The sequence below is a fragment of the Spirosoma aerolatum genome (genome assembly GCF_002056795.1).
Classification (GTDB): domain Bacteria; phylum Bacteroidota; class Bacteroidia; order Cytophagales; family Spirosomataceae; genus Spirosoma; species Spirosoma aerolatum.
On record NZ_CP020104.1, the window covers coordinates 7886433 to 7900000 of the forward strand.

Below are 13568 nucleotides of genomic sequence, written 5' to 3' on the forward strand. Positions count from 1 at the left end.
GCTAGTCCGCGTAGCCGCCAGACTAAGTTATGGCGGCTACGCGGACTAGCCGTCCACAATACATCTCTACAATCGCATTTCGATTCCCTTTTCTCGTAAATACCCTTTCAGGGCTGGAATCTCGATTTCTTTAAAGTGAAAGATACTGGCGGCTAATCCGGCATCAGCTTTTCCTGTGGTGAATACATCGACAAAATGATCCATCGAACCGGCCCCACCCGACGCAATGACTGGGATATTGGCCGCTCCTGAGATCTGCGCTGTTAGATCAAGGGCAAAACCGGCCTTAGTGCCATCGGTATCCATTGACGTTAACAGGATTTCACCCGCTCCCCGGTCTTCGACTTCTTTAGCCCAGGCAATGGTTCGCAGGGCAGTCGGTTTGCGCCCGCCGTGTGTATGCACAATGTGCTCGAATTGGGAGCCCTTTTCTGCTTGCTCTGCTGGAATCCAGCGTGTATCAATGGCCACTACCACGCATTGACTACCAAACTCAAGCGCAAGCTGGTTCACTAAATCCGGATTGCGAACGGCCGATGAATTGATTGAAATTTTATCAGCTCCAGCGTTCAGTAGCGCCGAAACATCCGCTACCGACGAAATACCGCCACCTACCGTAAAGGGAATGTTGATGGTATGTGCCACGTTTCGAACGAGTTCGATCAGGGTTTTGCGCTCGTCGACAGTGGCCGTAATATCCAGGAAAACCAGTTCGTCGGCACCCTGGTCGGCATAAATAGCTGCCAGGGCAACCGGGTCGCCTGCGTCGCGCAGGTTCACAAAGTTTGTTCCTTTAACGGTACGACCATCTTTTATATCAAGACAGGGAATAATTCGTTTGGTGAGCATCAGTAAGACGTAAATGCTTTGATATACATGGTATTTTCTGGATTGTCGCTAACCTGAAATCCAAATTGTTTGTAAAGGCCGTGGGCATCGCGGGTCACCAGCATAATGCGTCGCAAGCCCTGCAACGGCGGATAGGCCATAATGAATGCTATCAACTGTTTGGATAACCCTTTACCCCGATGTTCGGGCAGAATAAACACATCGGCCAGATACCCGAATGTTGCTAAGTCTGTTACTACGCGGGCAAATCCAACTTGGTTATCATCTTGATATACGCCGAAACATACAGAGTTGTCGATGGATCGCTGAACGAGTTCACGGGGAATATTCAGGCACCAGTAAGCCTCTTCGCTCAGAAATCGATGAATCACATCAATGTCCAGCCTGGCCTTGTCAGCGTTGATGGTGTATTCTTCATTCATACTATCGATTGATCACTTGTTTCAACTTATCCAGAATAGCAACTACATTCTTCAGCTCAACAATATCAGGTCTGTTTCTGAAATAGACATATGGATTGCTATACATATACATTCGATTCGCGGTTGAAGAGATCGTTTCGAAATAGTAGCTTTCACCGTCTGAAACGATAAATGAAGACTTTGTTTTTCGGGCATGTACACTTATAGTACCATCAGCTTCAACCATAGTCCATGTTGAGTCTTTTTGATGTTTGGGGTGTAATTCATTATCAATCATGGATTGGTCAGGCAACGTCAATATGCCTTTCTGAATCAACTGATTCCATAACTCCGCTGAAGAAAGCTTGCATGTATTCACCCGTTTGGCCCGCTTAAATTTTGGACCCGTATAATGGATAGTATAGACTGACAGTTTCAACATTTTCCGGGTCTTTTTCAGGAGATAAAGTTCGTGAGCTTCTCCAAAACACAATTCGCATTTTTGCCAAATCCGAACTTCATACTCCCCTTCCTTTAATTCAGGATCTTTTAAGCCCATTTTGTAAGTCAAATCAGGAAAATATAATCCCAACGTAGGTTTTGGTTTACCAACCGCCCAGCCAGAAACCACAAGAACTAGTAGTAGAAGTAGGCTTACGTCAGAATTTCGCATAATATGTTCTTTAGATGCCCATAAACCGACTCAATTCTTTTAGTGTTACGCGCCCTTCATAAATGGCTTTACCCACGATAACTCCGAATACATTCATATCGGCCAAGGTTTCAATATCAGCCATGTTACTGACCCCGCCACTGGCAATGACGTTTAGTTTCGGAAACTGATCCTGTAGGTTTCGATATAATTCAAAAGATGGGCCCTGTAGCAAGCCATCTTTCGCTACATCGGTGCTAATGACATAGCTAATGCCTTTCTCTACCCATTTCTCCACAAAATCATATACCCAAACCTCAGTCGATTCCTCCCAGCCACTGACAGCTATTTTTTCATTTTTCGCATCAGCCCCCAGGATAATCGCTTCGGAGCCCAGTTGCGAGAGCCATCGCTCCATCACCTCAGGTTGTTTGACGGCAATACTTCCACCCGTCACCTGTTTAGCTCCACATTCAAAAACGACCCGCAGATCCTCATCCGATTGTACACCACCCCCGAAATCAATATGGAGTTTGGTTTTGGAAGCGATCAATTCAAGCACTTTCCAGTTAATAACCCGTTTTTCTTTTGCTCCATCAAGGTCAACTAAATGGAGTCGGGTCAGACCAGCATCTTCAAATTGCTGTGCTACTTCCAATGGGCGGGCATTGTATTCTTTTTTCTGGCTATAATCGCCCTGCGTCAGGCGAACAGCTTTTCCTTCAATAAGGTCAATTGCGGGTATGATGTACATGTGTAACGCGGGTGGAAACCCGCCTGTTGGCTTTCATTGTAGCGGATTTACACCGCGACGGCGAAGCTTCCGTGTTATAGTTTCAAAAAGTTTTCCAGTATTCGCTGGCCGACATTACCACTGATTTCCGCGTGAAATTGGGCCGCATAGAAATTATCACGCTGGAGCATGGCACTAAATGGCCGAACGTAATCACAGATGGCCGTTGTATTAGGGCAAACATCAGCCGCATAACTATGCACGAAATATACATATGCATTTTCCGACAGCCCTTCGGTTAGTGGACCTTGCAGGTTGTTAATACTGTTCCAACCTGTGTGCGGTACTTTAAGACGTGGTTTTCCGTTTCCACGATGGGCCGGAAAACGCCGAACATCAATGTCGAAAATGCCCATGCAGGTCGTATCATTCTCTTCTGAATACCGACACATCAACTGCATACCAACACACGTGCCAAGTACAGGCTGTTTCAAGGATGGAATTAGTTTATCCAGCCCTCGTTCCCGCAGATAAGCCATAGCGGTACTAGCTTCGCCAACCCCAGGAAAAATCACCTTATCGGCCGAGCGAATTTCGGCTTCATCGTCCGTCAGCAGATAAGAAGCCCCCAATCGTTCCAGGGCATACATAACCGACTGAACATTACCAGCGTTGTATTTAATAATGACCGTTTTCATAAGGGTAATGCATCATGGAAAATGTATACTGAATAACCGTTTACCAACTCGGCATTTTGCGTTATACATTGTACATTATTCATTAAAAAAGCCCGGCTCGTTAGCAGAACCGGGCTTTGTATATGTGGTTATCCGAATTGACGTTCCGAACTCACAAACAAACGCATCTTGTTCTGCCGCGTTACCGCTCAGAGTGATGATGCCGATGATGTGTTGCCTGTGAAATCATAGAACAAAGGTAAAGGCTTGTTTCATTAATTCAAAACAAGCTGCCCTGTACAACTTTGGGCTGGAGTACGGGTTCGCGCAAGTTTAGCCCGCAGTGTTTGTTCAGTTCGCGAATCCAGTATAGGATCAGTTCGGGAGCGGTATCATTATCTCCACCACCATGAATGAAGAGGTAAGCGGTCTGCAACCCTTTTTCAAACCAGGTTTTTAGCCGTTGAATCCAGGCATCAGAACGTAGATAATCTGTAGGATGGCCTTCGTTGGCAATGAATCGGAGCGTTAATACGGGGCTGCTTAAACCCATGTGCAATACATCGCGTCGGCCAGCCACATCCGTAATGACAGCATGACGTCGAAGTAAATAGAGTCGTTCGAGCGTTTGCTGCCATACAGCGGCTTTACTGAACCAATCGGGATGGCGAAATTCAACCGCTACGTCCAGCTCATCGGGAAGGCTTTTCAAATACGCTTCCAGAACTGGCCATTTTTCGGGACCAAATTGAGGAGGTAGTTGCAGAAAGGTCATTCCCAGAAATTCTTCCAGGCTCAGAACAGCGTTGACAAACTCTTCGGTCAGGGCTTCGGTCGCTACCAACTGCCGTTCATGGCTGATGACCTGCGGGAATTTTGGGCAATACGTAAATCCAGCACGATCGGGGGAACCAGCCGCTTCGGCTTTCCATTTCTGAATCATACCCGCCGTTGGAATCTGGTAATGGGTCAGGTTTAATTCGATGGTATTGAATTGCCGGACGTAGTAATGCAGAAAATCACGCTCTTTAGCCGTGGACGGATACACTTTTCCGACATAATCTTTGTTAGCCCAGACAGGCCCACCTATGAATACGTTCGGATGTTGTGACGGTTCAACGCTTGCCCAAATCTTCGCATTAAAAGCCGCACCCGGCGGCAACGTAAGATTGATAGCGTCGAGGTTATGTATTTTTCCAAATTCCATAGGCTTCTGGCTGACATATTGCAGTAAAACTGTCAAAGACAGGCTTTCGTTTTTTCCCCCTATCCAATTTAGCTAATTTTGTATTTTATCCATAATCCCAGTGCTGGTTTTTACCGTATAGTTGTATCTATATCCGAAAAGCTAGCCTGAGTTTCATTGATTTTATGATTTCGAAGACATACGCCCCCCAGGAAATTGAAGAAAAGTGGTATCAGTATTGGCTTGATAACCAGTTTTTCAAGTCTACACCCGACGAACGCGAGCCGTATACGATTGTGATTCCGCCACCAAACGTAACGGGTGTGCTGCATATGGGCCATATGCTCAACAATACAATTCAGGATGTATTGATCCGCAAGGCGCGTATGGAGGGGAAAAATGCCTGCTGGGTGCCCGGTACCGACCATGCTAGTATTGCTACTGAAGCCAAAGTAGTGGCTATGCTCAAGGAACGGGGCATCAACAAAACGGATCTGACACGTGACGAATTTTTAGAATATGCCTGGGAGTGGACCCATAAATACGGCGGCATTATTCTCAAGCAGCTTCGTAAACTGGGGGCTTCCTGCGATTGGGATCGTACTCGCTTTACGATGGAGCCCGCTCTGTACGATTCGGTTATCGATGTCTTCGTCGATCTCTACAACAAAGGCCAGATTTACCGGGGCATCCGCATGGTAAACTGGGACCCGCAAGGCCGTACTGCCGTATCGGACGAAGAAGTAATCACCAGGGAAATTCAGCAAAAGCTGGTGTATATCCGTTACGATATAGCTGGGAGCGAAAGTCAGGATTCTATCACCATTGCCACTGTTCGACCGGAAACAATAATGGCCGACGTAGCTATTGCCGTTAATCCAGACGATGAGCGGTATAAGCATCTGCACGGCAAAAAGGCGATCATCCCACTGATTAACCGCGAAATCCCGATCATTGCCGATGAATACGTAACGACAGATTTTGGAACGGGTGGTTTGAAAGTGACCCCTGCCCATGACCCGAACGACTATGCGCTTGGGGTTAAACATAATTTGCCGGTAATCGATATTCTAAATGATGATGGTACACTGAACGAAAAAGCCCAGATACTGGTCGGTGTGGATCGATTTGCCGCTCGCAAAGCCATCATCAAGCTGCTGGAAGAATCAGGCAATCTGGTCAAAACGGAAGATTACAAATCGAACGTCGGTACATCGGAGCGAACCAATGCGGTTATTGAGCCGCGTTTGTCGATGCAGTGGTTCCTGAAAATGGATGAGTTGTCGAAACCGGCGTTTAAAAACGTGATGGACGATACTATTCAACTCGTTCCTCCCAAATTCAAGAACATGTACCGCGCCTGGATGGAAAACGTTCATGACTGGTGCATTAGTCGACAACTTTGGTGGGGGCAGCGAATTCCGGCGTTTTACATGCAGGATGGAACGGTCATCGTAGCTAAAAACAAGCATGAAGCACTGGAAAAAGTACAGCATGAAAAGCTACTTTTCGCCATGACCGAAGCCGACTTAACCCAGGATGAAGACGTATTGGATACCTGGTTCTCGTCGTGGCTCTGGCCCATTACCGTATTTGATGGCCTGAAAGACCCAAACAACGCCGACATCAATTACTATTATCCGACAAACGATCTGGTTACAGCGCCCGAAATTCTGTTCTTCTGGGTAGCCCGGATGATTATTGCCGGGTATGAATATCGTGGCCAGGAGCCCTTCAAGAATGTGTACCTGACAGGTATTGTTCGGGATAAGCTGGGCCGGAAAATGTCGAAACAGCTTGGCAACTCACCTGATCCGCTCGATCTGATTGATAAATACGGTGCCGACGGCGTTCGTACGGGGATGCTGTTCAGTTCGGCCGCTGGTAACGACCTGATGTTCGACGAAAAACTGGTTGAACAAGGCCGTAATTTCAGCAACAAAATCTGGAATGCGTTCCGGCTGGTAAAAGGCTGGACAATAGATAACGGAAACGTAGATACAACGCTTGCATTGTCTCAAACGCATCCAAATGCCCTACCCATCCAATGGTTCGAATCGAAACTGAACGCAACGTTGCTTCAGATTGAAGACGACTTCAGTAAATTCCGGATTTCGGATGCACTACAGGCCGTTTATAAGCTGATTTGGGATGATTTCTGTTCACAGTACCTCGAACTTATCAAACCGGGTTTTGAGCAACCCATTGATCGAGTAACCTACGAGGCTACCATCAATTTCTTCGAACGGCTTATGTGTCTGGCTCACCCGTTCATGCCGTTTATCACCGAAGAAATCTGGCAGGATATTCGCGAACGAGAAACTGGGGCCAGTATTTGTGTAGCTTCTTTTCCAAAGACGGCAACAGTTGACCATCAAGTTCTGACCGATTTCGATACCCTGTTTGACGTCATTTCAAACGTTCGAAACATCCGAAATGCGAAGCAAATTTCACCCAAAGTGGCCCTTCCATTAGCGATTAAAACGGCTTCAGCCGATCGCTTTAAGCCAATGGAGCCTCTGATTCGTAAAATGGCTAATGTAGCCGAGATTAGTTATGTGGATGAAAAAACGCAGGGTATCGCATTCCTGATCAAGAGCGACGAATTCTTTGTAAATGTTGCCGGTGAAATTGACCTGGATCAGGAAATCGCCAATACAAGCAAGGAATTGAATTATAACATCGGTTTCCGCGATTCGATTTTGAAGAAATTATCGAACGAAAAGTTTGTTGCCAATGCCAAGCCCGAAGTTGTTGACCGCGAACGTCAGAAACTCGCTGATGCTGAGGCCAAAATCCAGGCTTTAGAACAACGTTTGCAGTCGTTAAACTAGCTAACCGAGACCTAAATCTGGCAATTATTTCTCTATTGTTTGCCGCTAGAATTAGCGTATAATAAAATTTAACATGAATAGCTAAAGCAATAATACAATTATTTGACCGAATAATTGTATTATTGCCCTCAAATACGACAACCTTTCTTCAATGAATAAGTGCATCTTTTTGGACCGGGATGGAGTTTTGAATGAGGACAGAACAGACTACGTCTATCGGGTCGAAGATTTTATTATTCCCGATGGTGTACCTGAAGCGTTGCGTTTGTTGAAGGAAGCAGGCTACCTGCTCATTGTCATTACCAATCAGGCCGGTATCGCGAAAGGACTTTACACGCGCGACGATGTGATGACCTGTTACAATTATTTGCAGGATCAATGCGGCAAGCTCATCGACGATATTTATTATTGCCCGCACCATCCCAAATACGATACCGAATCGCTTACCCGTAAGCCGGGCTCCCTACTTCTAGAAAAAGCCATTGCGAAATATAATATCCGGCCAGACGCTTCTTGGATGATTGGCGATGCTCCCCGGGATATGCAGGCAGGTAAACGAGTAGGGGTGCGTACCATCCGTATCGCTACCGAAGCACAACCCTCTCCAGATGCTGACGGCTATGCGACCAATTTGCTGGAAGCCTCAAGATTTGTTCTGGAATTCGCTGCTTAATTAGGCCCTATAGAAAAAGCGGGCAATTTCCTGGAATGGAGATTGCCCGCTTTTTCTATAAAAATCTTCTAGTTACGCCCGCACCTGCGAAGAAGCAGGTTTCTGCACACTACCATACGCTGGGCAATTTGCCTTCCGTGCACACGACCCTAATGACAATACTGCCAGAACAGAACCCAAGATTAGTAGTTTTTTCATGAAAATGCTCGTCCAGAATGTTGGTATCTCTGTAGATAGTAGAACGAAAATAATGCCAAAAACTTTTACATTCCTGCTTATGCGCACTTAATTTTCTTCTTTCATCAGTTCTGCCTCTTCCTGACGTATTTCAGCCGCTTCCGTAGCTTCTAATTCCGTCATACCGGGTTCAGCACCGCCAAAGCCCAGAATCTTCAGCATCGTCTCACTATTTTGCTCAGGAGCAAATAGCCGAGAGCGTAAGTTACCTTGCTCATCTTTATCGACAATAACGTGTTGAGGAGCTGGAATCAGACAGTGTTGAATACCACCATATCCCCCCAGCGACTCCTGATAAGCCCCAGTATGAAACAAGCCTATGTACTGATCCTCGGTATCCTGATCGAAAATTGGCAGATACAAATCGGCACTATGGGCTTCGGTATTATAAAAATCATGCGAGTCGCAGGTGAGGCCACCCAGGTTCACTTTCTGGTATGGATTATCCCAGTTATTTACAGAGAGCATGATGTATTTCTGGCCGAGACCCCATGAATCGGGTAGTTGGGTAATGAACGATCCATCAATCATATACCACAACTCCTTATCGTTCTGTAACTTCTGATCGATGACTTTGTAGATAACTGCTCCACTTTCGCCAACCGTATATGAGCCGAATTCCGTAAAAATATGCGGAACCGGAACATTATTCTTGTTACAGATCCACTGAATACTTTCCACAATCTGGTCGATCATGGCCTGGTAATCGTACGTAAACTGGAATGAAGTCTGAATTGGCATGCCACCGCCAATGTCGATCGAATCCAGATCTGGGCACATTTTCCGCAGTTCACAGTATTTATACATGAACCGGCTCAGTTCACTCCAATAATAGGCACTGTCTTTTATCCCCGTGTTAATGAAAAAGTGTAGCATTTTCAGCTTGAACTTCTCATTCGGCTGGATTTTAGTCCGGTATAATTCGTTTACATCGCTATAGCGAATACCTAAACGCGAGGTATAAAAGGCAAAATTAGGTTCTTCGTCCGTTGCAATTCGAATGCCTAGATTTACACTTTCGGCAGTTACCGAATTTTCGTACGCTTCAATCTCCTTGAGGTTATCCAGCACCGGAATACAATTGGCGAACCCATCATTGATAAGTTCACTAATGTACTGTGTATACAATGGCCGTTTGTAGCCATTACAAACGATATACGTACTCTTGGAAATCTTTCCCATCTTAAACAATTCCCGAATAATGGGAATGTCGTAAGCCGACGAGCTTTCCAGATGGATGTTATTTTTCAGGGCTTCTTCGAGTACAAACCGAAAATGGGAGGACTTCGTACAATAGCAGTAGGTATAGCTTCCCTTATAATTATACCGTTTCATTGCATTTTTGAACAGCAACTTGGCATGTTCAATATGTTCAGTGATTTTCGGTAAGTATGTCAATTTTAAGGGTGTACCATATTGTTTGACAATGTCCATCAGTGGGACATTATTGAACATCAACTCGTTGTTCTCGACGTTGAATTCCCGTGTCGGAAACTCAAACGTCTGGTCAATCAGATCATAGTAAGTCTTCATCCCTACGTTCGGCGCATAAAATAAGTGGTCCGTTACTCCGGCTTTCCGCTGTGGCGGTTGTGGTTATAAAAAAACAGGCGCGAATTTGGCTCTTAAAATCGGGCTTTCCAAGTAAGGTATATCCGCAAGGTAGTCAACGAAAAACAAACCGCTTTGATTCGATAATCATAGAAATTTAACAGGATGTAGATATCCCTTGTTTATCCACTTACTAAGTTCATCAGGCAAACCAAAAAGAAACTGTACTTTTGTTTCTCTACACTGACTGATTTTCCAAATGCCGCAGTCTATTCATTTCATTTCTATTGGTGGCAGTGCCATGCATAATTTGGCTTTAGCCCTACATCAACAAGGTTATACTGTTACCGGATCTGATGAAACCATTTATGAGCCTTCACGGACTCGATTAGAGAAACAAAACCTATTACCAGCACAAACCGGATGGTTTCCTGAGAAAATTCACACTGGCCTAGATGCAGTCATAGCCGGCATGCATGCGCGGAAAGACAATCCAGAACTCATCAAAGCACTTGAATTAGGTTTACCTATTTATTCTTATCCCGAATTTATTTATCAATTAAGTCGGCAAAAGCAACGGGTCGTTATAGCTGGTAGTCATGGGAAAACTACTATAGTTGCCATGATTCTGCACGTTCTGAAGCACTATAATCGGGAATTTGACTTCTGGGTTGGTGATCCAATTGAAGAATTCGATACCACGGTCCGGCTTTCATCAACAGCCCCATTGATTATCATTGAAGGGGATGAATACGCTTCGTCTCCCATCGATTCACGACCAAAGTTTCTGGCTTTTCAACCCCACATAGCACTAATCAGTGGAATTGCCTGGGACCACATTAATCTTTACCCTACCTGGGACGAGTATGTCGATCAGTTTGAGTCATTAGCCGAAGCTATGCCTAAAGCGGGCATTTTGATTTTTGATGAATCAGACGATATGCTCGACGTTATTGGCCAAAAAGAACGCGACGATATTACAAAAATACCCTATCTGGCACACCCTAGTGAAATTGTCAAAGGAGAGACGTTCCTCATTACAAAACAGGGGAAGCGCGTATCCACTAAACTGTTCGGACAGCATAATATGAAAAACATCGCTGGAGCCATAACTGTCTGCGACCGTATTGGCATCACTGAGGACATGTTTTATGAAGCCATCCCAACGTTTACTGGTGTCAGCAAACGATTAGAGAAAATTGCGGAATCTACTGATAGAACCGTCTTTAGAGACTTTGCTCATTCACCAGCCAAAGTAGAAGCTACCACAGAAGCCGTAAAACAACAATATCCCGACAAGAAATTACTGGCCGTAGTTGAGCTTCAGTCTATTGACAACACGAATAAGTCCTTTCTGGATAAATACAAAGAAACAACAGATGCTGCTGACCAGGTAGCCATATTCATACATCCTGGCTCAGCAGATTCAGGCGAACAAATTACGACATCTGACATACAGAAGGCTTTTCAAAAGCCTTCGCTTCATGTTTTTACAGATTCGGCTGCTTTACAAAATTATCTTCTTCAGGAACGAGATGCCAGCCACATCTTTCTATTTATGAGCTCAGAAACTTTTGGTGGTCTGGACCTATCTAATCTTGCTCCAAAACTGATCTAATCATTCGTCTTCTTACTTTCTGAACCTACGTAATTGATATGCAAAGCCTTGTTGTCTATTGTGCTTCGAGTCCAGGTAGCAAGCCAATCTATAACGAAGTAGCCTCTGAACTCGGTAAAAAAATGGCGGATCAGAACATTCGGCTGATATATGGAGGAGGAGGATTTGGGCTGATGGGTGACGTAGCCAACGCTGTTTTACAAAATGGTGGTACCGTAACTGGTATAATCCCAAATTTTCTTGCTGATTTAGAGGTAGCCCATACTACACTTACAGAACTGCATTTTGTAGAAACTATGCATGAACGTAAGTTTAAAATGGTTCAATTAGCTAAAGGCGTAATAGCTTTACCTGGTGGCTATGGAACCCTAGACGAGTTATTTGAAATTTTAACCTGGAAGCAACTTAAACTATATGATGGACCTGTGGCTGTGATCAACATAAATGGCTTTTACGACCTTTTGTTGCAACAGTTAGATCGGATGGTAGTCGATGGCTTTTTAAAAGCCGAGAATCGTTCTTTACCGATTATAGCTAATTCAGTAGATGAGGCTTTGAAACTGATCAACACCTATTGGGCTAATGCTTAAAATCCTAACAACAGAGTACTAAAAAAAAAGCCATCTTTCGATGGCTTTTGCTTGCTATATTTAGCAATCAATTTCATTCAGGTGGCACCTACCTACTCTCCCACTTGTGACAGCAGTACCATCGGCAGTACGGGGCTTAACGGCTCTGTTCGGGATGGAAAGAGGTGTTCACCCGCCTTAACAGCACCAACCTGAGTGACTCGTTTGACTCTAGGAGTCAATATTTATTAGTCTTTTTCCCCACAAAGAGAGTTTGATGCTCACCTATTAAGGCCATCAAAATACTATAGCTTATATAGTTTATAAAAAAGCAACATGCACACGCTGTTGGGGCCATTAGTACGGCTCAGCTTAACGCATCTCTACGCCTACACCTGCCGCCTATCAACGTCGTCGTCTACAACACCCCTACTAAGGAACACTCATCTTCAGGCCAGTTTCGCACTTAGATGCTTTCAGCGCTTATCTGATCCGTACGTAGCTACTCGGCCGTGCCTGCGGCCAAACAACCGACTCGCCAGCGGTACGTCCATCCCGGTCCTCTCGTACTAAGGACAGATCCCGGCAGTATTCCAACGCCCACCACAGATAGGGACCGAACTGTCTCACGACGTTCTGAACCCAGCTCGCGTGCCACTTTAATCGGCGAACAGCCGAACCCTTGGAACCTTCTCCAGCCCCAGGATGTGACGAGCCGACATCGAGGTGCCAAACCTCCCCGTCGATGTGAGCTCTTGGGGGAGATCAGCCTGTTATCCCCGGCGTACCTTTTATCCTTTGAGCGATGGCCCTTCCATGCGGAACCACCGGATCACTATACCCGACTTTCGTCCCAGATCGGCTTGTTGGCCTCACTGTCAAGCTGGCTTCTGCTATTGCACTCCCCTGCCGATTACCGTCCGGCATGAGCCAACCTTGGGAAACCTCCGTTACCCTTTCGGAGGTGACCACCCCAGTCAAACTACCCACCAAACAGGGTCCTCCTTCCCGGAGTTAGAACGCCAGTCAGCCAAGGGCGGTATTTCAAGGTTGGATCCACGACGCCTGGCGACGCCCCTTCAACTCCTCCCGCCTATCCTACACATGCCTGACCGGCATTCACTGTTAAGCTGTAGTAAAGGTGCACGGGGTCTTTCCGTCCCGTGGCGGGTAAGCGGCATCTTCACCGCTACTACAATTTCACCGAACTCATGGTTGAGACAGTGCCCAGATCGTTACACCATTCGTGCAGGTCGGAACTTACCCGACAAGGAATTTCGCTACCTTAGGACCGTTATAGTTACGGCCGCCGTTTACTGGGGCTTCAATTCAATGCTTCGCCTTGCGACTAACATCCCCTCTTAACCTTCCAGCACCGGGCAGGTGTCAGACCCTATGCGTCAACTTTCATTTTGGCAGAGTCCTGTGTTTTTGGTAAACAGTCGCCTGGGCCTCTTCTCTGCAGCCTCCCATCGCTGGGTAGGCCCCCCTTATCCCGAAGTTACAGGGTCATCTTGCCGAGTTCCTTAACCATGATTCATTCGCGCACCTTAGAATATTCTTCCCGGCTACCTGTGTCGGTTTGCGG

Annotated in this window: 11 protein-coding genes and 2 rRNA genes (1 of these 13 only partly in view); 4 read left to right on the forward strand and 9 right to left on the reverse strand. The window is 45.8% G+C overall.

What is annotated here, in order from left to right:
* Window positions 1-66: 66 nt before the first annotated feature.
* The 6 genes from hisF to B5M13_RS32940 form a co-directional block, all read right to left on the reverse strand.
* Complete coding sequence (gene hisF / locus B5M13_RS32915; protein ID WP_080059679.1) at window positions 67-849, reverse strand: imidazole glycerol phosphate synthase subunit HisF; 783 nt, start codon at window positions 847-849, stop codon at window positions 67-69.
* A complete protein-coding gene (locus B5M13_RS32920) occupies window positions 849-1271 on the reverse strand; it encodes a GNAT family N-acetyltransferase (RefSeq protein WP_080059680.1) in 423 nt (140 codons plus the stop codon). The genes hisF and B5M13_RS32920 overlap by 1 nt, the downstream gene beginning before the upstream one ends.
* Before the next feature lies 1 nt (window position 1272).
* A complete protein-coding gene (locus B5M13_RS32925) occupies window positions 1273-1923 on the reverse strand; it encodes a hypothetical protein (protein WP_080059681.1) in 651 nt (216 codons plus the stop codon).
* Between the two features lie 10 nt (window positions 1924-1933).
* Window positions 1934-2656 carry a 1-(5-phosphoribosyl)-5-[(5-phosphoribosylamino)methylideneamino]imidazole-4-carboxamide isomerase gene (gene hisA / locus B5M13_RS32930; protein ID WP_080059682.1) on the reverse strand — a complete coding sequence of 241 codons (723 nt, stop codon included), beginning with the start codon at window positions 2654-2656 and terminating at the stop codon, window positions 1934-1936.
* Window positions 2657-2730: 74 nt separating this feature from the next.
* Window positions 2731-3333, reverse strand: a complete 603-nt coding sequence (hisH, locus tag B5M13_RS32935) for an imidazole glycerol phosphate synthase subunit HisH (protein WP_080059683.1) — start codon at window positions 3331-3333, stop codon at window positions 2731-2733.
* Window positions 3334-3592: 259 nt separating this feature from the next.
* Window positions 3593-4519, reverse strand: a complete 927-nt coding sequence (locus B5M13_RS32940) for a DUF72 domain-containing protein (RefSeq protein ID WP_080059684.1) — start codon at window positions 4517-4519, stop codon at window positions 3593-3595.
* Window positions 4520-4683: 164 nt separating this feature from the next.
* Between B5M13_RS32940 and B5M13_RS32945 the strand changes: the two genes are divergently transcribed.
* Window positions 4684-7332 carry a valine--tRNA ligase gene (locus tag B5M13_RS32945; protein ID WP_080059685.1) on the forward strand — a complete coding sequence of 883 codons (2649 nt, stop codon included), beginning with the start codon at window positions 4684-4686 and terminating at the stop codon, window positions 7330-7332.
* Between the two features lie 151 nt (window positions 7333-7483).
* Entirely contained in the window at window positions 7484-8005 is a 522-nt protein-coding gene (locus B5M13_RS32950) for a D-glycero-alpha-D-manno-heptose-1,7-bisphosphate 7-phosphatase (protein WP_080059686.1), read from the forward strand.
* A gap of 285 nt (window positions 8006-8290) precedes the next feature.
* On the opposite strand, the gene B5M13_RS32960 is transcribed toward B5M13_RS32950, so the two are convergent.
* A complete protein-coding gene (locus B5M13_RS32960) occupies window positions 8291-9775 on the reverse strand; it encodes a type III PLP-dependent enzyme domain-containing protein (RefSeq protein WP_080059688.1) in 1485 nt (494 codons plus the stop codon).
* 277 nt (window positions 9776-10052) lie between these two features.
* On the opposite strand from B5M13_RS32960, the gene B5M13_RS32965 reads away from it, so the two are divergent.
* Entirely contained in the window at window positions 10053-11411 is a 1359-nt protein-coding gene (locus B5M13_RS32965) for a UDP-N-acetylmuramate--L-alanine ligase (RefSeq protein WP_080059689.1), read from the forward strand.
* 38 nt (window positions 11412-11449) lie between these two features.
* A complete protein-coding gene (locus B5M13_RS32970) occupies window positions 11450-12001 on the forward strand; it encodes an LOG family protein (RefSeq protein WP_080059690.1) in 552 nt (183 codons plus the stop codon).
* Between the two features lie 79 nt (window positions 12002-12080).
* On the opposite strand, the gene rrf is transcribed toward B5M13_RS32970, so the two are convergent.
* Together rrf and B5M13_RS32980 are read right to left on the reverse strand one after the other, a co-directional pair.
* Window positions 12081-12192 (reverse strand): 5S ribosomal RNA (gene rrf, locus B5M13_RS32975).
* Window positions 12193-12316: 124 nt separating this feature from the next.
* Window positions 12317-13568, reverse strand: a 23S ribosomal RNA gene (locus tag B5M13_RS32980); it runs 1576 nt beyond the window's last position.

What these genes read in the sequence shown, in the direction of transcription:
- hisF (WP_080059679.1), bottom strand. Translation starts at nt 849, where the DNA reads ATGCTCACCAAACGAATTATTCCCTGTCTTGATATAAAAGATGGTCGT.
- B5M13_RS32920 (WP_080059680.1), bottom strand. Translation starts at nt 1,271, where the DNA reads ATGAATGAAGAATACACCATCAACGCTGACAAGGCCAGGCTGGACATT.
- B5M13_RS32925 (WP_080059681.1), bottom strand. Translation starts at nt 1,923, where the DNA reads ATGCGAAATTCTGACGTAAGCCTACTTCTACTACTAGTTCTTGTGGTT.
- hisA (WP_080059682.1), bottom strand. Translation starts at nt 2,656, where the DNA reads ATGTACATCATACCCGCAATTGACCTTATTGAAGGAAAAGCTGTTCGC.
- hisH (WP_080059683.1), bottom strand. Translation starts at nt 3,333, where the DNA reads ATGAAAACGGTCATTATTAAATACAACGCTGGTAATGTTCAGTCGGTT.
- B5M13_RS32940 (WP_080059684.1), bottom strand. Translation starts at nt 4,519, where the DNA reads ATGGAATTTGGAAAAATACATAACCTCGACGCTATCAATCTTACGTTG.
- B5M13_RS32945 (WP_080059685.1), top strand. Translation starts at nt 4,684, where the DNA reads ATGATTTCGAAGACATACGCCCCCCAGGAAATTGAAGAAAAGTGGTAT.
- B5M13_RS32950 (WP_080059686.1), top strand. Translation starts at nt 7,484, where the DNA reads ATGAATAAGTGCATCTTTTTGGACCGGGATGGAGTTTTGAATGAGGAC.
- B5M13_RS32960 (WP_080059688.1), bottom strand. Translation starts at nt 9,775, where the DNA reads ATGAAGACTTACTATGATCTGATTGACCAGACGTTTGAGTTTCCGACA.
- B5M13_RS32965 (WP_080059689.1), top strand. Translation starts at nt 10,053, where the DNA reads ATGCCGCAGTCTATTCATTTCATTTCTATTGGTGGCAGTGCCATGCAT.
- B5M13_RS32970 (WP_080059690.1), top strand. Translation starts at nt 11,450, where the DNA reads ATGCAAAGCCTTGTTGTCTATTGTGCTTCGAGTCCAGGTAGCAAGCCA.